General features: G+C 57.8%; 13 protein-coding genes. 6 read left to right on the top strand and 7 right to left on the bottom strand.

Features of this window, described 5'->3' with window-relative positions; genetic code table 11:
• Positions 1 to 188 precede the first annotated feature (188 nt).
• The 3 genes from IPM61_07220 to IPM61_07210 all read left to right on the top strand — a co-directional run bounded on the left by IPM61_07220 (position 189) and on the right by IPM61_07210 (position 3,210).
• Entirely contained in the window at positions 189 to 1,601 is a 1,413-nt protein-coding gene (locus IPM61_07220) for a hypothetical protein (protein ID MBK8911105.1), read from the top strand.
• Between the two features lie 35 nt (positions 1,602 to 1,636).
• Entirely contained in the window at positions 1,637 to 2,140 is a 504-nt protein-coding gene (locus tag IPM61_07215) for an HAD-IIIA family hydrolase (protein MBK8911104.1), read from the top strand.
• A gap of 122 nt (positions 2,141 to 2,262) precedes the next feature.
• Positions 2,263 to 3,210: a hypothetical protein gene (locus IPM61_07210; protein ID MBK8911103.1), complete on the top strand. Its 948-nt coding sequence runs from the start codon at positions 2,263 to 2,265 to the stop codon at positions 3,208 to 3,210.
• 49 nt (positions 3,211 to 3,259) lie between these two features.
• Here the strand turns inward: IPM61_07210 and IPM61_07205 are convergent, their stop codons facing one another.
• The 3 genes from IPM61_07205 to IPM61_07195 form a co-directional block, all read right to left on the bottom strand.
• Positions 3,260 to 4,366 carry a VWA domain-containing protein gene (locus IPM61_07205; protein ID MBK8911102.1) on the bottom strand — a complete coding sequence of 369 codons (1,107 nt, stop codon included), beginning with the start codon at positions 4,364 to 4,366 and terminating at the stop codon, positions 3,260 to 3,262.
• A gap of 172 nt (positions 4,367 to 4,538) precedes the next feature.
• On the bottom strand, positions 4,539 to 5,153 hold the full coding sequence (locus tag IPM61_07200; protein ID MBK8911101.1) for a hypothetical protein: 615 nt from the start codon (positions 5,151 to 5,153) through the stop codon (positions 4,539 to 4,541).
• Positions 5,154 to 5,175: 22 nt separating this feature from the next.
• Positions 5,176 to 6,648, bottom strand: a complete 1,473-nt coding sequence (locus IPM61_07195; GenBank protein MBK8911100.1) for a rhomboid family intramembrane serine protease — start codon at positions 6,646 to 6,648, stop codon at positions 5,176 to 5,178.
• Between the two features lie 244 nt (positions 6,649 to 6,892).
• Between IPM61_07195 and IPM61_07190 the strand changes: the two genes are divergently transcribed.
• A complete protein-coding gene (locus tag IPM61_07190) occupies positions 6,893 to 8,380 on the top strand; it encodes a CHRD domain-containing protein (protein ID MBK8911099.1) in 1,488 nt (495 codons plus the stop codon).
• A gap of 219 nt (positions 8,381 to 8,599) precedes the next feature.
• The gene (gene ppk1, locus IPM61_07185) at positions 8,600 to 10,684 is read left to right on the top strand and encodes a polyphosphate kinase 1 (GenBank protein MBK8911098.1); all 2,085 of its coding nucleotides are present in this window, start codon (positions 8,600 to 8,602) and stop codon (positions 10,682 to 10,684) included.
• On the opposite strand, the gene IPM61_07180 is transcribed toward ppk1, so the two are convergent.
• The 4 genes from IPM61_07180 to IPM61_07165 form a co-directional block, all read right to left on the bottom strand.
• Positions 10,681 to 11,760: an adenylate/guanylate cyclase domain-containing protein gene (locus tag IPM61_07180; GenBank protein MBK8911097.1), complete on the bottom strand. Its 1,080-nt coding sequence runs from the start codon at positions 11,758 to 11,760 to the stop codon at positions 10,681 to 10,683. The two genes, ppk1 and IPM61_07180, sit on opposite strands and share 4 nt — an antisense overlap.
• A 39-nt stretch (positions 11,761 to 11,799) precedes the next feature.
• Positions 11,800 to 14,424, bottom strand: a complete 2,625-nt coding sequence (locus IPM61_07175) for a BamA/TamA family outer membrane protein (protein MBK8911096.1) — start codon at positions 14,422 to 14,424, stop codon at positions 11,800 to 11,802.
• 163 nt (positions 14,425 to 14,587) lie between these two features.
• Positions 14,588 to 15,502, bottom strand: coding sequence for an SdiA-regulated domain-containing protein (locus tag IPM61_07170; protein MBK8911095.1), 915 nt, complete (start codon positions 15,500 to 15,502; stop codon positions 14,588 to 14,590).
• 135 nt (positions 15,503 to 15,637) lie between these two features.
• Positions 15,638 to 21,142, bottom strand: coding sequence for a hypothetical protein (locus tag IPM61_07165; protein MBK8911094.1), 5,505 nt, complete (start codon positions 21,140 to 21,142; stop codon positions 15,638 to 15,640).
• Between the two features lie 76 nt (positions 21,143 to 21,218).
• On the opposite strand from IPM61_07165, the gene IPM61_07160 reads away from it, so the two are divergent.
• The gene (locus IPM61_07160) at positions 21,219 to 21,362 is read left to right on the top strand and encodes a hypothetical protein (protein MBK8911093.1); all 144 of its coding nucleotides are present in this window, start codon (positions 21,219 to 21,221) and stop codon (positions 21,360 to 21,362) included.
• Positions 21,363 to 21,521 lie beyond the last annotated feature (159 nt).

Below are 21,521 nucleotides of genomic sequence, written 5' to 3'. Positions count from 1 at the left end.
GGTTTTTCACCACACGGTTTGCAACCCGCCCACCCATATTCCACACGTGCCGGCGTTCTATTCCAACACAGGGATTCCGTCGGGAATATTGTCCATCCCTGTGCCCCGCCGTTCCTGGCTTGGAGGACGGCAGTGCGGCCTTATCCAACCGCGTTGTTGCTCCTTGAGAATCCCTATTTTAGGCCACCATGAAACACACCGTCTCCGAACAAGCGCTGGCGTTGGTGGAAAAACGGCTTCCCACGTTGGGGGGCAAACTCACCCCACAGGACGCAGCAACCGCCACCGGTGTCACCGTTGACGAAGCCCGCGACGCGCTGGCGCGATTGATGGAACTGTACGTCACCCGCGTCACCCACGACGACCAGGGGAACTTGCAATTTGCCTTCGAGATGCCGCTGCGCCAGCGGGGCACCAAAACCGCAAAAGAACGCTGGGCCGCAATCCGTGAACGCCTGTGGCGCGGGTTCAAAATCTTCTTCAAGATTTGGATTGGCCTGATGGTGATCGTCTATTTCGTGGTGATGCTGGTGGCACTGCTGGCGTTGCTGATTGCCCAAAGCTCAGCATCTAGCAGCGACGACCGCGACGACAACCGCAGCAGCAGTGGGATGATTGGCGGATTGTTCCGCGTGCTGTTCGAAGGGTTAGCTTGGTCCACGTGGGCGCGGGCCACCCCTGCGGGCTATGACTTCGACGAACATGGATACCGCTACCGCACCGTGCAAACGCCACGCGGCGCAAAGGACCCCAAGAAGAAATCGTTCATCATTGCCATTTACGACCTTGCCCTTGGGCCGGAGCGTGCGCCGTCGGATCCGTTGGAGAACGAACGTGAAGTTGCGGCGTTCCTCCGGGCCGAGCGTGGTGTGCTGACCCCCGCAGAAGTCGTTGCCCTTTCCGGTGGAACCATCGCCGATGCCGAGGAACGGATGGCCGACTATCTGGTCCGGTTCGATGGCGAACCAACCATCACCGACGAAGGCGCGGTGGTGGGGGAGTTCGACAGCTTCATTAGCGGGACAGCCGCGAAGGATGCCGACGTGAAAGTGGTCAATTACTGGGATGAATTCGAGGCTCCATACGAGCACAGCGGGAACACCCCGGGCCGGAACGGGATCATCATCGCGATGGTGCTGTTCACCCTGGCGATGGGTGGATATTTTCTGGCCGCTGGCCTTGCTGCGTTCGGCGGCTCCATCCCTTTTTTCCGAACCGGTGCGGCCAGGTTTTTACTGGGCTATCTGCCAGTGGCGTTCTCGGTGATCTATCTGCTGGTGGCGCTGCTTCGGCTGCCCGGCGTGCGCCGCCGCCAGGCCGAGCGGCTGGAGCGGAACCGGAAGAAAAAAGTGATGCGGGCAATCTTCCAGGGAAGGCTTTGGAACGCCACTGCGGATCAGGTCTATTTCACACTGGTCTCGCTGGGGGATAAGGAACTAAACCGCGACACCGTGGCAACAATCCTGGGAACGTTGGTGTTAGAGCTTGGCGGCAGCGTTGAACTTGGGGAGAATGGGGAAGGAATCTACAGCTTCCAACGGCTTCAGCGGGAGTTCGAGGCGGCGGAGAAGATGAGGGCCAGCAGAAGGTTGGGGAGCTGAGGTACGTTCCATTGACCGACAACCGAATATTCCCGATGACTTCTTTGAACCAACGCGCTTCCGCAATCAAGCTGCTGCTAACCGACGTTGACGGTGTGCTGACCGATGGCGGCGTTTTTTACGGCTCAGAAGGTGAAGTGATGAAGCAATTCAATATCCGCGACGGAATGGCGGTGGAGCGATTGCGCGCGGTGGGGATTGACGTGGGGATCATCACCGGGGAACTCTCCCCATCGGTGGCGCGCCGTGCCGAGAAGCTGGCCATTGACCTGCTCTATCTGGGCTGCAAGGATAAACCGGCTGCGTTGCGGCAAGTCATGGCGCAGCGCGGGCTTGGGGCGCAGCAGATTGCCTTCATTGGGGACGATGTCAACGATCAGAAGATCATGGAGATGGTTGGAATAACCGCAGCCCCAAGCGACGCGCTTCCGCAGATTCTTGCCATTGCCGATTACGTCTGCCACCGCCCCGGGGGGCATGGCGCATTCCGTGAGTTTGCGGAGCTTCTGATTGCCGCACAACACTCCGGGGCAGGGTAGCCAGCACACGCCCTGCTTCGCAAAGGGAATCTCCTGTTCCTGCTGTTCGTCATTGTGCGTGGCGCGTACTATCCACGCACCCAAATATCAACAAGCGTTTCCGACATTCTTCTTCCAGAACCATGACCGTTCGCCATTGCATTGTTCCCCTTCTCTTCTCCATTCTTTGGATTGGGGCGTTGGCCGCACCATCATCGCTTGTTGCGCAAGAGATCGAGCAGGACCCGCCAGCTCAGCCCGACACCGGATTCACCCCCGATTGGGATTGGTCGGCGGAGAAGTTCATGGCGAATGAGGTGATCTACGCTTTCGGCGGGCAAAAAAAATGGAAGGATAAAAGCTGGAACATTGCGTTCGATGTGGTGGCGATTGTGAACAAGAAGGAAGTGGAGCGGTACAGCTACCAGTGGAATCGCTCCACCGGCCAATGCATCGCCAGCGGAAAGATCCCCGATGGCCGCCCCTGGCAGGTGAACTTCAGCGATGTGACCGCACGCACCGGAACCGCCACCGTTGGCGGGAAACCAGTGCTGCAGAGGGAGCTTCCAGGAATTCTTCAGATGACCGCCAACCGATTTAACGATCACCTTCGCAGCATTCTCCTCCCCTTCTTCCTGCTTGATTCCGGGGTGGTGCTGATGATGGGGTCCGACACAACATTGCCCAGCGAACATTCATCGCCAGGAGAACTTGGCGCAGGAATGCCAAGCGGCGGAACGATGCAAGGGGGAGGAATGCCAGATGGAGGAATGCCAGGTGGAGGGATGCCGGGTGGAGGAGGAATGCCGGGTGGAGGCAGGCAAGGCAAGATCACGGCGCTGATCGCCGAGTTCACACAAGACTCCCTTCAGCCTTCACTCTACACACTCTACCTTGACAACAACCGAGAGGTGAAAGCGGTGAAATCGGAGCGAGGGGATCAGAAGCTGTTTTTATGGTGGGATAAGACCAAGCGGTTTGGCGACATCCGATTGCTTATTCCCATCCGCCAACAAACTCTGGACCGCAGCGTGACCTTCCAGTATGAGAATATCAACGTGGGGAAATTTGAAATCAAGGCTGATGGATAGGCCGATAGGGTGCATTTCAAGCAGACTCGGCCCCGGTGCACCGGAACCGCTACCGCGAGGTGAATTTCTTCCGGCGGTTGCGGATGTAGTCCACAAACACCGTCTCCCCAAGTTGATTCAATCCTGAGTAATAGGCCCGGCCACGATTGGCTTTGGTAAGCTCCTCCACGAAGTTCACCAGATAGGGGTCGCGGGCAACCATGAAGGTGCTGATGGTGATCCCTTCGCGGCGGCAGGCCACCGCTTCGTCCAACGTTTTGTTGACAATCCGGGAATCCAAGCCGAACGAATTTTTGTAGAGCCTTCCCGACTCCTCGAACATCGCCGATGGCTTCCCGTCGGTCACCATAAAAATCTGCCGATTGCCGCTCCCCTTCCGTTTCAGCAACTGGCGTGCAAGCTGCAACCCTGCGCGGGTGTTGGTGTGGAACGGCCCAACGGTAACGAACGGCAGTTCATGGGGGCTTACCTCGCGAGCCTCATCGCCAAACAGCACCACGTGCAGGCGGTCCTTGGGGTAGCGTGTCATCACCAACTCACTTAACGCCAACGCCACCTGCTTCGCCGGGGTGATCCGGTCCTCGCCATACAGCACCATCGAGTGGGAAATGTCCAACATCAGCACGGTGCTGACGCTGGTGGTGTGCTCCATCTCATGCACCCTGATGTCCTCCTCCTCCAACCGGAATTGCTCCAAATCGCTCTCCCGCTTCAAGGCATTGCTCAGCGTGCTGGTGGGGTCAATCTGGCTGGTGTGGTCGCCGAACAGGTAGTTCCGCAAGTCCCCCGCTGGCTCAACGCCGGAGCCGATGTGCGGGGTGTTGTGTTCCCCCGGGCTGGTCTTTTTCAGCGAGGTGAAAATCTCCTGCAACGCATCTTGGCGGATCCGTTGCGCGCCGCGTGCGGTCAGGTCAAAATCGTTGTTCCCCTCCCCTTCGCGGATCAAGCCTTGATCTTTCAGGTGGTCAATGAATTCCTGCATCGTCATCTTCCCCAGGATGCCGTATTGCTCGTCAAGCTGGCTCATCCAATTCAAGGCCTCGTCAACGTCTCCGCCGGTTTGCATCAGCAGGTAGCTGAACAGGCGAAGCAGTTGCTCAAGGCGATCCTCGTGTTCCTCTTGTTGGGCAATCCATTGGGAATAGCGAATCAGCATGGTGGGTCGGTTGGTAAAACGGTGGCAGCCAAGAAGCCGATGGATGGATAGAAACCGCCACCATCGCCGGTGGCCAACCGTGGGAACGAATGAGGTGGGGGGATTATTGAACTGGCCACGCAGCCCCGGCGTGGAGGGGGAAGCGATTTCCCCCCGCGAACGACATCCATATCTACCACATCGCCGATGCCAACACCAACCGCAAAATTTCCTCCATCGCCTTGGGGTCGGCTGGGTCGTTATCGCTGAAGGTTAGGTTGGCAATGGCGCACTCGTACAGGCGCGTTGCGGTGAAGAAGACGGCAACGCGAGTAAGGGTTGCCCCGCCGTCGGTGGTGTAGGAGTAGGCAGCAAAGCGGCGTTTCCCAAGCTCGAATTCCTCCACCAGCCCCTCCATCCGCGCCCGCGATTGGCTCCCTTTCCAACGCCGTTGGAAACTGATCTCGGCAAGCCCTTTCAGCCCGCTGGCATCGTAGGCGGCGCGGACGTTGTTGTCCATCGGGATTTCGCCGACCACCAGCGACATGGTGTAGCTGGGGTCGCACGCCACGCTGAACACTTGCGGGGTTTGCAACTGCTCAATATCCATCGTCACCCATCCCACCGGTATCTTGACGGTCATGTCCCCCGCTGGCGAATGCACAGCATCGGCAGAAAGCTGCACAAGCGGCGGAGCAACAACAACGGTATCCACTGGCTTCACCGTTTGCTGCGGCGAAGGGCATCCACCAAAGGCCAGCGAACAAGCAAGCAGAAGAAGAAGGAAGAAGCGATGGAACAACGGCATAGCAAAGTAATGTGAGTACGGCTCAATGAGCTTCAGCTTCGGAAACCCGCTCCCCGGCGCGGATTGGAACGGCAAGGAAATTCTCGCGCGGGACCACCGGGCAGGAGTACTCTGGGTTGTAGGCACAGTAAGGGTTGTAGGCAAGGTTGAAATCAATCACGTAGTTGGCCGCCGCTGCGGGCTGGGCAGTTAGGTCAATGTAGCGTCCGGCCGCGTAGGTTTCCGTTCCGTTGGTTGCGTCCTTGAACGGAAGGAACAGGTGTTCCGGGTGCTCCGCCGACTGATACGCCGTCAGCACACACTCCTTTCCATCAACCACAAAATGGAATTGGCCATATCGCAGCATTGGCCGCGGCTCCCCGGTGGTGGTCATCAGGTTCACCGGCTCTGGGTTTGGGAACTTCTCCAAGCGCGCAGCTACCGAGAAATCAGCAGCGGCGGGATAGTACTCTAACCCCTGGAATCGCGCCCGAACCCGCTCGGTAAGTGGCGAACCACGCTGCCGGAATCCGCTATCTTTTTCGGCGCGGTAGCGTTCCAGCCCCGGAACGTCGTACTGGCCACGCGGCGTTTGGCCGGGTTGCGAATGGGTTTGGGAATCTGCCATCACGACCTCTCCTTTTTTGGATGTGGAGGCTTCCTTCTGGCATCCCACAACCATCCCCAGAGCAATGGCAACGCCGCACCCGCGCAGCACCACACGCCCGATGAACCGATATGCAAAACTGAGTTGATTCACTAATGATTCCCGTGGAAGAAGGGGAGCCAACTTACTGAAAGTTCCCCAGCTAATTTCCCTGCGGCCACGCACGTTTACCAACCCGCGCCGCGTGGCCGCCAGGGGTTGGCGTTGGTGTTCGCCCGCAGTGCCGCCAAGCAGGAAGGCAAGGATGATCCCAGCCACGAATCCGCCCGCGTGGGCGGCGTAGGCAACGCCGCCGGTTTCTTGGGTGGCGGAGATGGTGGCGAACGTGGCAAGGAACTGCTGCAACGCCCAGAACCCAATCATTGCCCAAGCGGGAAGGGTGATAACAAAGAAACCGATCAGCACGTTCACGCGGTTCCTTCCGAACATCACGATGTACGCCCCAAGCACGCCGGAAATTGCCCCCGAAGCCCCAACTGTGGGAATGCCGGACCCAGCATTGAACGCAAAATGTGCCGCGTGCGCCGCCAAGCCGGTAAGCAGATAAAGCAGAACAAACCGCCCGCGCCCCATCCGGTCCTCCACGTTGTCGCCAAACACTTTCAGGAAGAGCATATTCCCGATGATGTGCATCCATCCGCCGTGCAGGAACATGGAGGTCAGCAGCGTCTCGATCCGTTTCCCATCCAGCACAAGCTCCGGAACTGCCCCCCAGCGGTTGATAAACGCTTGGAGTTGCGCCCCCTGCAGAAGCTCGAACAGAAAAACGATGACGTTCAGGAAGATCAGCAGGTAGGTGATAACCGGAGCCGAACGGATGCTGCTGTTGTCGTCGCCAATGGGAAGCATGGGCTGTTTGAAAAAATTGAGTTCACCGCGTGGCCACACGCCGCACGCCGCACGCCGCAAACATAACGAAGCAACAGGGGCGAACCGAAGCGGAAAAGAAAAAGCACGGAACGGCAAGGATGAGCTTGGGCTTGATTTGCCGCAGCACTCAGGTTCCGCAACCTCCCGGCAAGGGAATGTGTTATTTTCCCCCCGCTTTTTCCCCGGCCATATTCTACAACCAAACTTCTTGGAGAGTCTCCACATGATTCAACCTACCATCTGCACAAACTGGCCATGCCGCACGCTCGCGCTGCTGTTGTTGCTGTGTGGCCTTGCGCTGACAGCATCCGCGCAGCAAGCCTTTGTGATTACCCACAAGGCAATCCTATCAGGGGAGAACGAGGTTCCCGCCACCACCAGCAAAGGGTATGGCATTGCCAATATGAAGGTGGATTATGCCACCATGAAAATGGAGTATCGAATCACCATCACCAATCTTGGCGAACCAGTGACCGGGGCGCATTTCCATCTGGGTGAAGCCGATTCCACTGGGCCGATAATACACCCAATCACGTGGCCTTCCGATGCCCAAACCGTTACCGGAACTTGGCAGATGACCGAGGAGCAGGTTTCGGAGATTGAATGGGGAGGAATCTACCTGAACATTCACACCGCCACCCATCCTGCCGGGGCAATCCGCGGTCAAGCGGGTAGGTTTGCGAACGGCCAGTGCCTGATGTTCGGAGCATACGAAGTTCCACAGGTAGCTACCAACGCAATGGGTAATGCCGCACTGATTATTGACCCAGCAGCCCGCACCGCCGTGTACGCAGTCTTTTGGCAAGACTTAAGCGGCCCAGTAACCATGGCGCATTTCCACCGCGGCCCAGTGGGGCAGAACGGTCCGGTTATCACACCAATGACCGTGTTTGAAGGGAGCGTAGCTGCCGGAATATGGGCGGACCTCACCGACCAAGACTTGAACGACTTGGCCAACGGCAAAATCTACATGAACGTCCATACCGAGGCCAACCCCGACGGCGAGATTCGCGGACAGGTGCAGGTGGTTGAGAGCTACGGCGTTGCGCTTTCGCCGCAGAACGAATCCCCCGCCGTCACCGGATCGAACGCCATGGGAACCGGAGTTGTTGGAGTGACGCACCAGGTGAATGGCAGCTACAGCGTTGAGGGGGATTTTGTTGTTCATGGAACCACTGGTCCAATCACCATGGCGCATTTCCACCGTGGCGGCGAGGGGAACAACGGGCAGGTTATCAGCCCCTTGGTGAAGAACGACACCACGCCAGAACATTGGGAAGCACCAGCAGGCCTGACCCTTGAGGCCGCCGATATGGAGCGGCTACGCACTGGGCGCGTCTATGCGAACTTCCACACGGAAGCAAACGGCGGGGGCGAAGTTCGCGGGCAGTTGATTGCAGCAATCAATAACTTCTTCCCAACGGCCCCCACCGCTGCCCCCCAGGAAATCAGCATTGCCATGGGGTCAACGCTGGCGGCGATTGTTGACCGCAGCAGCAACCAGCTCCGGTTCCGCATCGCCAGCGGCCAACGCACCGATGGCGCAACCATCACGCTGTTCAACGCGCTGGGCCAGCGGATTGCGGCAACCACTGTTGATGGCGACGTTGCGGCCATCCCACTCCATCAGCTTCCCGGCGGGGCGTACTTCGCACGGCTGGAGCGCGCCAACCAAGTTTTGGGCATCTGCAACGTGGCGGTGGTGCGGTAAATCTTTGCCAGATTTTTGAGTTCGGAAGCCTGCTGAAGTTCGCTTCGGCAGGCTTCGCTGTTTCTTGCCAGCAAGATTGGCAAGATTCTTTGCCGGTGAGCAATCTGCGCCGTGATGGTTCCCGTATTTTGTGCGGTCCACACCGGGTTGCTCGCAGGCCAAACGCCAGCGCGTTCTCCGGCCATCCATTCTTCATCTTCTTCACGCTGAGCTTCTGCAATGGCAACGCCATCAACCTTTCTCAATCGTGACCGCAGCTGGTTATCGTTCAACCAGCGGGTGCTGCAGGAGGCCGCCGACCCCACCGTCCCGCTGTACGAACGGCTCCGTTTCCTTGCCATCTTCTCCAGCAATCTTGATGAATTTTTCCGCGTTCGGGTTGCCTCCATCCAAGCCCTGACGCACCTGAAGCATGGCGGCACCAAAACGCTTGGCGATGACCCGTCGGAGCTTCTTCGCCGAATCCACAAAACTGTGGACCGCCAGCAGGAGGAGTTCGGGGCGATTTTCCACGGCCAGCTCCTTCCCGCGCTTGCCGAGCATGGGATCACCTTCCCTCGGGCGGAGGAATTGTGGGATGAAGCACGCGCCCAGGTCCACGCCTATTTCCAGCAAAGCGTTCTTCCGCATATCCAGACGCTGCCGATGGAGTTGGGGGAAGCCGCGCCGTTTCTTCACAATAAGGGGATCTACTTTGCGGTGCAGCTTGCCCCGCCCGATTCCACCCCTCACGATTCCGCGCCGTTGTGCTGCGTGCTGGTCTCCATCCCTTCCCCGCCGCTTCCCCGTTTTGTTCCGCTTACTTCGGCGGATGGGAACGCCCACCCGTTCATTGTGCTGGATGACGTTGTGCGGCTGGGGCTGCCGGAGCTGTTCCCGCAGCAGCAGATCGTTGGGGCTTGGTCGGTAAAGCTCACACGCGATGCGGAGCTGCACATTGATGATGAATTTGAAGGCGACCTGGTGGAAAAAATCCGGAAAGGCTTGCGCCGGCGCGCCACCGGAACCCCGGCCCGATTTCTGTTCGATGCGGCAATGCCGAAGCCAGTCCGGCAGGCCCTCCGGCAGCGGCTGCAGCTTGGGAAGGAGGAGATGATTCGCGGCGGGCGATACCACAACTTCAACGACTTTTTTACGCTGCCGAATCCAATCGGCCCGGCGTTGGAGTATCCTCCGCTTCCGCCATTGCCATCGGCAGCGTTGGACCGGGCACAGGCGATGTACGACGCGATTGCACAGCGGGACCATATCCTCCATTTCCCTTATCACTCCTACCACTACGTTGTGCGGTTTCTTCAGGAGGCCGCGGTGGACCCCAGCACGCAAGCGATCTTCATCACCCTGTACCGTGTTGCCAGCAACTCCGGAGTGGTGGCCGCGCTGGTTGCTGCGGCAAAAGCAGGGAAACGGGTGGCGGTGTTCGTGGAGGTGAAAGCCCGATTCGACGAGGAAGCAAACCTGCAATGGGCCGAAGAACTTACCGAGGCCGGGGCGGAAGTAATCTGCAGCATGCCCGGCATCAAGGTCCACAGCAAACTGCTGCTGGCCGAGCGGATGGAGGCAGGGGAGACAAAGCGGTATGCGTATCTGAGCAGCGGCAATTTTAACGAGAAGACGGCGCGGGTTTACACCGACCACGGGTTGTTCACTTCCGCTACGGAGATCACTGCCGAGGTGCGCCAGGTTTTCGCCTTCTTGATGGGGGAATTGCCGCAGCCAACGTTCCGGCGGCTGCTTGTTGCCCCCTTCACCATGCAGAAACGATGCAAGGAATTGGTGGACCGGGAGATTGCGGCGGCGCGGCGGGGGGAATCGGGGAAGATTGTGCTGAAGCTGAACAGCCTTGAGGAGCCATCCATGATCCAGAAACTCTACGAGGCGGCAATGGCCGGGGTGGAGATTGACCTGATTGTGCGGGGCATCTGCTGCTTGAACCCTTCGCTTCCCGAACTCAGGGGAAGGATTCGGGTTATCAGCATCGTGGACCGTTTTTTGGAGCACGCCCGTATCTACATTTTCGGGAGCGGTGCGCGGCAACTGCTGTTTGTTAGCTCCGCCGACTGGATGACGCGGAACCTACGCCGCCGCGTTGAGGTTGCCTTCCCGATAGATGACGAGGCCATCCGCCAACAGCTGTTGGCGATGATTGAGTTGCAGCTATCCGACACCCAAAAAGCACGCCGCCTTGACGGGAAGCTCCAAAGCCATTACGCCAACAACGCCGCCGCTGCTCTCCGCTCGCAAGCCGAGGCCTACGCGATGGTGGAAAGGGCGGAACAGCCCCCGGGCACCGGAAGCAATTAGGGATTTGGCTCACGCCGCATCGTGAACAACTCCACCGGATGCTCCTTCCCCCGAAGCTGGATGCTGCCGATTGCGTGAGGCTTCAACTCGGGAACGGAGGGGAGCCGCTCCAGCAGGTCCCCGGACAGAAGGATGTTGACCCCGAACCCGTTGCACTCCGCCTGGATGCGTGCGGTGGTGTTCACCGGGTCGCCGTGGAAGGCGATCTCCTTTTTCACATCGCCAATCTCCCCAATAATCACCGTGCCGTAGTGGTACCCGGCCTTGAACTCCGGCACAAACCCATACTTGGCGATGTAGGTTTCGCGCAGTTCCTCCATCTGGTCGGCAATGGCAAAGAAGCAGCGGATGCAGTTGGCATCGTGCAGGCCTTTGGCCATTGGCCACGTCACCACAATCTCATCGCCAACGTACTGGTAAATCTCCCCTTTGGCCTCGATGATCGGCTCGGTCAGGTCAAAGAAGCAATCGTTGATAAGCTGATGGAACGGAAGGTGGCCAATCCGCTCGGCGATGGTGGTGCTGGAACGCATATCCAAGAAGAGGAAAATCCGCTCCTCTTCAATCGGCTTGTGGTAACGCCCGGTGAGGTAATTCAGCAGAACGTTTTGGCCAAGCAGGCGGTTGATTTGGCGCATGAAGTTGATGATGAAACTCCCCACCACCGCAAACGCCAGAATCGCCCAGAACTCACCATCCACCAGGAACTCCATGAAGCCAGGGTCGCCAGAAATTTCGGTGAGGGGAATGCCGTAGCGGACCAACCGGTACGCCTTGATCTCCAGAATCACCGTCACGCTGACCAGCGTTGCGTAGAAGAGCGACCGGAACAGCAGCACCGAAAGGAAATTGAGCTTGCGGAAGCGAACTTGGAAGACGTAGTTCTCGAACATCGCCCCCACGCCGCCAATCACCATGCCGTTGATACAGCCATTGAGCAACGGGCCAAGATGCAGCCCTTGCAGCAGCAGCGCAAACAGCAGGCCAAGCGTGGCCCCAACCCCGCCGCCAATGGCAACGCTACGGGCCTTCCGCAGCTGCCGCGCACGGCGGTTGACAGCGATCATCTGCGACATGGAATTTGCCTTGGATAGGTTGATTGATCTGCAGAGAGCTTAGAACATAAACCCTGCGGTGAAATAGATACCGCCATCTTCCGATTCCGACTTGGCATAGCCCACGCTGAAAACGTTCTCCGGCGAGACCGGGGCAACCCACAACCCGCCGCCAACCGCCCGGTGGAACGTGTCGGATTTTTCCCCCGTGACAAACACCTTCCCCCCATCGGCACTCAGGAAGAAGCCGACGTAATGGGGAACCAGCAGCTTCAGTTGGAACAGGTAGGCCCGCAACTCGGCATTGGCAAAGGCCGATGCGTTCCCGGCAAAACGGTTTTTATCGAACCCGCGCAACGTTGAGGTTCCCCCCAAAAACGCAGCCTCAAAAAATGGATACTCACCCCAGATATGCTCGCCGCCAGCACGCAACGCCAGCGTCATCGGCATAAGCAGTTTGGCCGATAGATAGAGCCGCGCATCCCCCTGAATGCGGACCATGTCATCGCGCAGCTTCCCAATCTTTGGGCTGTAGGAGCCTTGCAAGTTCAGAAACAGGCCGCGGGTGGGGAAGGCCTGGCTGTTGCGGGTGTCAATGCTCAATCCGGCGTACAGTTTGGGGATGCTGATATCCTCGGTTCCGTACACCGGCACGGGCTGCGTGCTCAGGAATGTGGAGTCGTTCTGGTCATCCTTGTCGGTAAGCTCCGTGCGGATGGACCGATACTCGGCTCCAAGATAGCTCTCCGTTGTTGTGGCCAACGGAACCCGAAGCTCCGGGCGGAACGAATACTGCACCTGGCGGAGCTTGTAGAATCCGTCATCGGCAAGCTGGCGGTTGAACGGTGTCTCGTTCCCAATCCCAAAAAACTTCAGGACCTCTAGCTCCGAGGCCCGTGCGTTCATGCTGAAATGCGTGCCCGGGATCAGCGTGTAGAAATCGCTGGTGAACTCCGCGGTGAAGCGGTTCACCGTGGCATATCCAGCACGCAGGTCCAGCCGATAGACGTACGGGTCGGCATCGAATCCGAACTTATACAAGATTGGGCCGCCGCCAGCAATCACCCCCTCGTCGCTGTTGTAGCCGTAAACGGGGCCAAATCGCCAGTCGTGCCCGCGGTCCTCAACGGGCGGCTCGTACTTCAAGGTGTCGTTGGCGGGGGCGGAGCGTGCGCGGCTGGTGTAGCAGGTGCTGCTTCCTTCCACCACGGTTGTTTTCTTCCCTTCGTCGTAGAAGTAGGTTTTGATTTCCGCATCGGGGATTGGGGTGATGCTGAGGAAGTAGCCGTTCACCTGCGAGCTGTCAATCAGCTCATCTTGGCCGTCGCCGGCCACCACCCGAACGATTGGACCGCAGTTCGCTTCGCCGCGGACCACGGATTTGTCGTCGCCATCAAACAGGAAGATGCGAAGCTCGCGGGTCTCGCTGTTGTTGAACAGGCGGTGGAAGAAGGCTTCCCCCTCCTTCTTCTCCCCCGTGGCCTTGTCCCTCTTGAACATCCAAACCTCGGTGGCGGTGTCGCCGTGGCGTGCCACCTGCAAATATTCCCCTTTATCGCTTCCACGAATCTCCACCACCTTCGCCATGTTCACGTAGAACTCGGTTGCGGCTGCGCGGAACCCGTCGCGCCGTGCGCGCAGGGTGGCGGCAAGGGTTGCGCCCTCCTTCGCGTACATCTCCGGCGGCATTTGGCGGACGGCGTTGTCAAGCACTTGGTCGGTCAGCTTGCTGGCAACATCGTTGGCGATGGAATCCCAGGTTGGGCGATCAATGGCGGAAAGGAACTTGCGGTCCAGGTAGCGTCCGGACCAGGTGAGGTCCGTGATTTTGGGATACTCATCTTCGCACCCTTCTAACTGCGCCACCGCCATTTCGGCCACCGAAGGGATAAGCCCATCGTAGCGGCAGAAGGCTTGGTCGCGGTCGCGTGGGATTGGCCGCCAAAGTTTCTCGCCACGCTCGCGGAAGCGTGCCCACTGCCACTGGTCCACGTGGCGGTCCCAATCGCCCATGAAGATATCCAGCAACCGCGCACGAAGGAAGGCGCGGGAATCCACTTGGTTGTCGTTGTCCTCCTCCAAACGGCGGAAGAATTTGTAGGTGGTGACGATTTTATCGGCACCGGCAAAGCCTTCTTCATCATCTTCGGCGGTGGGGTTTTCCTCCAGCATTCCCAGCAGCCCGCCGAAGTCGGCGCGGAACTCTCCAAGCCGTTCATCATCGGGAAGCACAACGATTTTTGGGGAAGTGTTCAGCACTCCTTCGGCATCAAGAATTGGCGCGGCAACAAGCGGGGAAACCGGGTTCGAGGTGCTGATAAGGTCCTGCACGATGTCGGCCACGATGGACTCCTGCAATTCCTCCGGCAGCACTTTTTTGGGATTTTTGTTCAGCGAGCGGAACTTGTACTCGCGCCCATTGGCGGCAGCAAAGCGGAGCGATTTTGTCTGGAATCCCCCGCCACGTTTTGTTGGTTTCAATCCGCCGGCAAAGGTGGATAGATCAAGGACATCCACCTCGATCTCGGTTGCCCAAAGGTTCCGCCACAAGTCTCCAAAAAAGAAGCGATGGGCACCGCCAGCGGCGTACTCGGGGCCGGGGATTAATCGCACAGTTTTTTTGGCGGGGGCTGCTGGTTGCTCGGTTTGGGCCGTGGCAACGCTTGCCGCAATAAGCCAGCACATCAGCCGGGGAAAGGAACGGAGCGGAGAGCGTGATTGAAGCCACATGAGCTGTTCCAAAGGATATGATAACGCCAGGGAAAGGACGGGGGAAGGATGCCGAAAGGAGTACGAAGAAGGGACCGGGGAAGATTGCGCGGAAGCGAACCGAAGCACCCGCCGTTCCCTACGGAGCGGAGCGTGACGGATAGAGGGCGATGGTGGGTTGCTGGCCGCGAGCCTCGTCGCTAATCAGCAGCGTGCCATCGGCAGCGAAGGTGATTCCTTCGGCTTGGCGGTGAAATTTATCGAGCTTCACCTGGCCCAGAATCGTCCCTTCCGGCGAAACCTCCACCACCGATTTCCCTTCGGCAGCAACAATGCAGAACGTGCGCGAGCGGGGATTGAACTCAATGCCAGAGGGATTGAATTCGCCGCCGCGCGCGCCATCCAGCAGTTGAGCAATTGGAAGGAGGAAGCGGGGCTGGAGGATCAACTTCATGGAGTCGAGCGAGAAGGCATAGACGGCTTTCATCTGGTCCAAGCCTTTGCCAGCGCGCTCCTTGCAGGCCAGTAGAAGGGAGTTGGTGGCGGGATCGTAGCAGAGTCCCTCAACATCGTTTTTGGTGGATAGTTCGGTTGGGTATTCCGTGACGGGAACTGTTTCGTCGGGCTTTCCTTCGGCAAACTCAAAAACGGCACCGGCACTGGTGGTGATAAAGAACCGTTTTCCCACAATCGCAATCCCCTCAAAATCTTTATCTGCCCCCTTCCCGCCCAGCTGAAACTGTTTACGGATCGCCCCGGTGGCCATGTCTATTTCGGCAATGGATCCATTTTCGTCGTTGTGGGTAAACAGGCGGTTATCGGGGGTGATGGCCAGCCCCGAGATTTCGTCCAACTCCGCCGGAAGCGTGAGAACGGTGGCGGGGGCATTGAAATCATACATCGCCAATGCCGGCGAAGTGACCGCCGAAGGGGATGAAGACCGCGATGACGAAGCAGGAATCTGTTTGGGTTGCTTGTCGCCATTGCCGCCACCGCAGCCAGCAAGCAAACAGAGCGTGAAAAGGGGCGTGTGGAAAAAGCGGATTGCGTTCATGCTGCGAGTATAGCGAAGCGTAGGGGAGCAGACAAGCAATCCACCAGCGGAAAAGCAAAAAAGCAGGGGATGAAGAGAAATTCTCTCCATCCCCTGCTGAGCATCGCTGCGCGGGAAAGCGCAGGAATTGTCGGATTACAGGTTGCTCATCGGCACCCAGCCACCAAGTGCTGAGATATAGACGAACTGGCAACCGCGCCACGGGCTGATGTTGAAGCCAACGAACGGTGCGCCCGTGCCGTTGACCACACCAAGCAGACCACCAACACCTTGAGCCAGAGCATCAACGTCGCCGTTATAGACCCAGATGGTTTGGCCATCCTGCAAGCCTGCTGGCAAGGTGACGGAGAAGGTGCTGGCCGCGACACCGTTATCCTGAACGCGGATGTAGGCATCATCAAGCTGGACGGTGTAGTTGGCGTTGACCGAGCGATATGGCATCACGATACCACCGCGATTGACCCACAAACCACCTTTGTTTGCGGCATCGTTCGTGGTGATATAGACACCGCTACCGTTTCCGGTGGCTTCGAAGCGGCCAGCCAAACCAGTTCCTGCTTGCGTTGATTGAACCGCAGCACCAGTGGCAGCTGGGTTTGTCAAGGCAACATCAAGGCCTGCGTTTCCGATTGGGAACGGGAAGGCATCTTGGCCAGCAACACTGCCGGTGTTTCCAGCCGACTGAACACGGACGATCGTGTTGGCGTTTGTTGGCTGCGTGTTATCGAAATGACCCGAACGACCCGCGCCAGTGTTGGAGGCTATCACCGTGGTGCTGCCTGCCGCGCCATTTGCCGAAGCAACAACCGCATTCCCCAATCCACCGGTAGCATCCACTTGCAAGGCATTGCCAGCATTTGCGTTGCTGTTGACCCATACCGTTGAAGCAGTGTTCGCAGGGTTGTTATTCTGGAACATGCCCGAACGACCCGTGCCATTGGTTGCAACGTTGACACCGGTGCCGGTTCCATTCATCGTCAGGTTCACCCCATCTCCACTTCCCGTAACCGTGCCTGCGAACGCATGGCCGTTACCCGTGCTCGAGGTAACACCTGCACCCGTTCCGCTGTTCACCGCTGCAATCGCTGGGGCACCATCCGTGTTCGTTGACAAAATCGTCGGCGCTGCGCCGTTCGACGTTGCCTCCAACGCATTCCCCAGACCACCCAGAGTGTTGTACACGAAGTTCGTCACATCCCCTGCACCTCCCAACTGCGTCAAGCTAAACAACGCTGCTGCGTTCGTTGCCGTCTGGCTGAACGGTATCACCAACTGATCGGCCGTTGGATACCCCCATGCCACCGTCATCGGAACTCCCGCTACCGAAATCAAGGCTTGATCCGGTGCCGTCGCCAATGCCCCCTTGATGTCTATCGGCTCGATCGTTGCATCCACGATGTGCGACGTGTTCACGCTGTTCGGACCCATGTCCGCCAACGAGATCGTCCCATCGATGATGTTCGTGCTTGCGATGCTGTTTGCTGCCATGTCAACGTTCGCAACCGTCCCATTCTGGATGTCTGCGCTCGTCACGCTGTTGTCCATAATGTCCGCTGCCGTGATCGTCTCGTTCATAATCTCCGTCGTCGTCACCGCATCCGGCGCGATCTCGCTCGTGCCGACTTGATCGGCTCCGATCTCGCTAGCACCCACCGCATCTGCTGCGATCTCCGCGCTGCCTACCGCATCCGTCGCGATCTCGCTCGAGCCAACGGCATCTGCCGCAATCTCCGCTGCCGTCACCGCATCCGTTGCGATCTCGCTGGTGCCGACTGCATCGGCGGCGATCTCGCTGGAACCAACTGCGTCAGCAGCGATGTCTGCTGCGGTGATCGTCTCGTTCAAAATCTCGGTCGTCGTCACTGCATCCGGCGCGATCTCGCTGGTGCCAACGGCATCGGCTGCGATGTCCACGCCCAAGATCGTCTCGTTCAAGATATCCGCACTGCTTACCGAGTTGTCAGCGATCTCACCTATGCCAACGGAGTTGTCACCCATGTCGGCCAGCGTGATTGTGTTGTCCAAGATGTCAATGCTTGCGACGCTGTTGTTCACGATCTCATCCGAGGCTACCGCGCCCGTGCCGATGTCGGCCAACGCGATTGTCTCGTTCAAGATTTCAACCGTCGTCACTGCGTCCGGTGCGATCTCGCTGGTGCCGACCGCATCCGCGGCGATCTCGCTGGAACCCACCGCATCTGCTGCGATCTCCGCGCTGCCTACCGCATCCGTCGCGATCTCGCTCGAGCCAACTGCGTCGGCGGCGATTTCGCTCGAGGTAACTGCATCGGCAGCAATCTCGCTGGTGCCTACGGCATCAGTGGCAATCTCACTCGATCCGACTGCGTCAGCTGCGATGTCTGCTGCGGTGATCGTCTCGTTCAAAATCTCGGTCGTCGTCACTGCATCCGGGGCGATCTCGCTCGTGCCAACGGCATCGGCGGCGATGTCCACGCCCAAGATCGTCTCGTTCAAGATATCCGCACTGCTTACCGAGTTGTCAGCGATCTCATCAGGCGCAACGGAGTTGTCACCCATGTCGGCCAGCGTGATTGTGTTGTCCAAGATGTCAATGCTTGCGACGCTGTTGTTCACGATCTCATCCGATGCTACCGCGCCCGTGCCGATGTCGGCCAACGCGATCGTCTCGTTCAAGATTTCAACCGTCGTCACTGCGTCCGGTGCGATCTCGCTGGTGCCGACCGCATCCGCGGCGATCTCGGCTGATTGCACCGCATCCGTTGCGATCTCCGCGCTGCCAACCGCATCCGTCGCGATCTCGCTCGAGCCAACGGCATCGGCGGCGATTTCGCTCGAGGTAACTGCATCGGCAGCAATCTCGCTGGTGCCTACGGCATCAGTGGCAATCTCACTCGATCCGACTGCGTCGGCAGCGATGTCTGCTGCGGTGATCGTCTCGTTCAAGATTTCAACCGTCGTCACTGCGTCCGGGGCGATCTCGCTGGTGCCGACTGCATCGGCGGCGATGTCAATCGCGAGAATCGTCTCGTTCTCAATGTCTAGGCTCGTGACGGAGTTATCAGCAATCTCGGCGGTGCCAACGGAGTTATCACCCATGTCAGCTGCGCCGATCGTGTTGTCCATGATGTCATCGGTCGTCACGCTGTTGTTCACGATCTCGTCCGATGCCACCGCACCCGTCCCGATGTCAACCAAACCGATTGTCTCGTTAGTGATGTCAACCCCAGCCACCGTGTTGTCTGCAATCTCGTCCGAGGCGACTGCGCCTGTTCCGATGTCGGCAGTGGTCAGAGTGTTATCCATGACATCCAAACTCGTCACGGAGTTGTCCACGATCTCTGTCGAACCGACCGAGTTGTCACCCATGTCGGCCAACGTGATCGTGTTGTCCATGATGTCAATCGTCTCGATCGTCTCGTTCATGATGTCAATACCCTGGATCGTGTTGTCCATGATATCGGCACTCGTGATCGTGTTGTCCTGAATGTCGTCCGTCGTGATCGAGTTGTTCAGAATATCAATCCCGCTAATACTATTATCAGCAAGGTCTTCGCTGGTAATCGTATTGTTCATGATATCAATACTCTGAATCGAATTATCCAGAATATCCTCGCTGTTGACCGTGTTGTCAATGATCTCATTCGTGCCGATTGAGTTATCGGCCATGTCATCAAAGCTCACCGTGTTGTCGGCGATGTCAATCGAGAGAATCGTGTTGTTCTGGATGTCCAGACTCGTGATATTGTTGTCCACGATCTCGGTGGTGCCAACGGAGTTGTCACCCATGTCAGCCAGCGTGATCGTGTTGTCCAGAATCTCGGTGGTCGTCACCGCACCGGTGGCGATGTCGCCGGCAAGGATCGTCTCATCCAAGATGTCCGCACTGGCAACGCTGTTATCGGTGATGTCGGCACTGCCAACCGTGTTGTCGAGAATATCAGCCGTCGAGACCGTGTTATCAGCGATGTCTTCCGACAAAATCGTGTTGTTCAGAATGTCGTTCGTCGCAACGCTGTTGTCGGTGATGTCCGCGCTGTTGACCGAGCCATCAATGATCTGCGATGTGCCAACCGAATTAGCAGCAAGGTCTGCTTGGCTAACGGTGCCATCCATGATGTCAATCGAGGCAACGCCGTTGTCCTGAAGATCAAGACTGGTGATGCTGTTATCCACGATCTCAACGGTGCCAACGGAGTTGTCCCCCATGTCGGCAAAGGTGATCGTGTTGTCTTGGATGTCCTGCGTTTGGATGGTGTTGTCTAGGATGTCCTGACCTTGGATGGTGTTATCCAAGATGTCGGCACTAGCAACGGTGTTATCCAGAATGTCAATGGACTGAATTGTATTGTTCTGGATGTCGGCGGAAGTGACATCGTTGTCAATGATCTGCACGGTTCCGACGGAGTTCGGTCCCATGTCAATCAAGGCAATCGTGTTGTCCAAGATGTCAATCGAGGCAACAGTGTTGTCGCGAATATCAATGGATTCAATGGTGTTATCCATGATGTCCACCGACTGGATGGTGTTATCCTGGATGTCCACCGACTGAATGGTGTTATCCTGGATGTCCACCGAAGCAACCGAATTGTTCAGGATGTCAACCGAGGCAACGGTGTTGTCCTGGATGTCAGCACTGTTTACGGTGTTGTTAATGATCTGCTCGGTCCCGATGGAGTTGTCGGCCATATCCTCTTGCTGGATCGTGCCGTTCAAAATGTCCACCGATGCCACGCTGTTGTCCGCCAACTCCGGCGAGCCTACCACCCCCTCATCGATCTCAGGAAATGGATACAATCCCGTCAAGTCTCCACCGGCCGGGCCGCCAGGCGTTGGGTTCCCCCAAATCAACTGAATCCCATCATACACCAGCGTCTGTCCCGTCGAAACTCCCGCCGTGTTGAACTTCACCGTCGTGATCGAACCATCGGCGATCAGGTCGTTGTTGATCGCACCGGCTGCAATCTGGCTTGTTCCCACTGCCCCGTTTGCGATCTTCGACGTTGTCACCGCGCCGTCGGCGATCATTGATGTCTTGATCCCCTGATTCGCTACTTCCAACACCACGTTCCCGGTTGCGCCACCACCGGAAAGACCCGGTCCTGCGGTTACGCCGGTGATCGTGCCACCACCCGCTGCGCTGTTCGCCCACGTCACGTTCCCGCCAGCATCCAGCGTCAGAACCTGACCCGATGCACCACCCGCGCCGCTCAGCTTCTGTAGCGTCACTGCGCCGTTGGCCAGCTTCTCGGTCGTCACTTGACCATCAGCCAGCTGATCCACAAACCGCGAACGGAATGCGTACGGCGAGCTGGTCAGCTCTGTCCGCGATACCGTCGTCCCGTTCACCTCGATCTCCAGCCAATATGGCTTATCGAACGGCAACGTCAACGGTGTCGTGCTTCCGATCAGCACGTTGAACAACTGTAGACCGCCACCGGCGGCCGTCAACCCAACACCGGTGTGGGCTTCTTCATACAAACACGTCCCACCGGTGGCCACATCGAAAATGCGAAACTTGAAGTTCGCGCTTGTCGGGTTGCCGGGAATCGTAATCATCCCTTGATAGGACATCTTCTCCGGTATCTGCGCCAGAGCCGCATTCGTCAACAGCAACGCGCCTACCGCTGCTGCCGGGACTAGTCCGAAACGATTGTGCATGTGTTCTCCTGATCGGATAGTAACGGTTTAGTGTTTATCTCTATGTTGTTTGTGCTATTCGTACGCAAACGTGGGAATGGAAATGCTTGAGCAAAGATTCAAGCAACGGCAAGTAACGTCAAAAACCGTGCCGCCAGGAGATTTGAATCCCCTGAAAGACGGTAAAAACGCCGAAAGCATGGCAAACTGGGGTATCAATGAAGCATTACTGGAAGAATGAACGAAATGGAATCGTGATATTCATTCCCATAACGTGAATTTTTGCCACATCAAACAATGTGGCTCAGCAAAGCGGGCGCAATATGAAGGTTTTTGTTGGTTTGGGCAAGCGTTCACAACAAGAATAGGCCAAGAATTTTATGTAAAAAAAATGGGGTGC

The sequence above is a fragment of the Chlorobiota bacterium genome, from assembly GCA_016710285.1.
Taxonomy (GTDB): domain Bacteria; phylum Bacteroidota; class Ignavibacteria; order OLB7; family OLB7; genus OLB7.
The sequence above is the reverse complement of the archived record's forward strand: the minus strand, read 5'-3'. Positions and strand labels throughout refer to the sequence as shown.

Coding starts and splice junctions, on each gene's coding strand:
- IPM61_07210 (MBK8911103.1), top strand. CDS start 2,263: ATGACCGTTCGCCATTGCATTGTTCCCCTTCTCTTCTCCATTCTTTGG.
- IPM61_07165 (MBK8911094.1), bottom strand. CDS start 21,142: ATGCACAATCGTTTCGGACTAGTCCCGGCAGCAGCGGTAGGCGCGTTG.
- ppk1 (MBK8911098.1), top strand. CDS start 8,600: ATGGCAACGCCATCAACCTTTCTCAATCGTGACCGCAGCTGGTTATCG.
- IPM61_07175 (MBK8911096.1), bottom strand. CDS start 14,424: ATGTGCTGGCTTATTGCGGCAAGCGTTGCCACGGCCCAAACCGAGCAA.
- IPM61_07170 (MBK8911095.1), bottom strand. CDS start 15,502: ATGAACGCAATCCGCTTTTTCCACACGCCCCTTTTCACGCTCTGTTTG.
- IPM61_07160 (MBK8911093.1), top strand. CDS start 21,219: ATGGAAATGCTTGAGCAAAGATTCAAGCAACGGCAAGTAACGTCAAAA.
- IPM61_07205 (MBK8911102.1), bottom strand. CDS start 4,366: ATGCTGATTCGCTATTCCCAATGGATTGCCCAACAAGAGGAACACGAG.
- IPM61_07190 (MBK8911099.1), top strand. CDS start 6,893: ATGATTCAACCTACCATCTGCACAAACTGGCCATGCCGCACGCTCGCG.
- IPM61_07200 (MBK8911101.1), bottom strand. CDS start 5,153: ATGCCGTTGTTCCATCGCTTCTTCCTTCTTCTTCTGCTTGCTTGTTCG.
- IPM61_07215 (MBK8911104.1), top strand. CDS start 1,637: ATGACTTCTTTGAACCAACGCGCTTCCGCAATCAAGCTGCTGCTAACC.
- IPM61_07195 (MBK8911100.1), bottom strand. CDS start 6,648: ATGCTTCCCATTGGCGACGACAACAGCAGCATCCGTTCGGCTCCGGTT.
- IPM61_07220 (MBK8911105.1), top strand. CDS start 189: ATGAAACACACCGTCTCCGAACAAGCGCTGGCGTTGGTGGAAAAACGG.
- IPM61_07180 (MBK8911097.1), bottom strand. CDS start 11,760: ATGTCGCAGATGATCGCTGTCAACCGCCGTGCGCGGCAGCTGCGGAAG.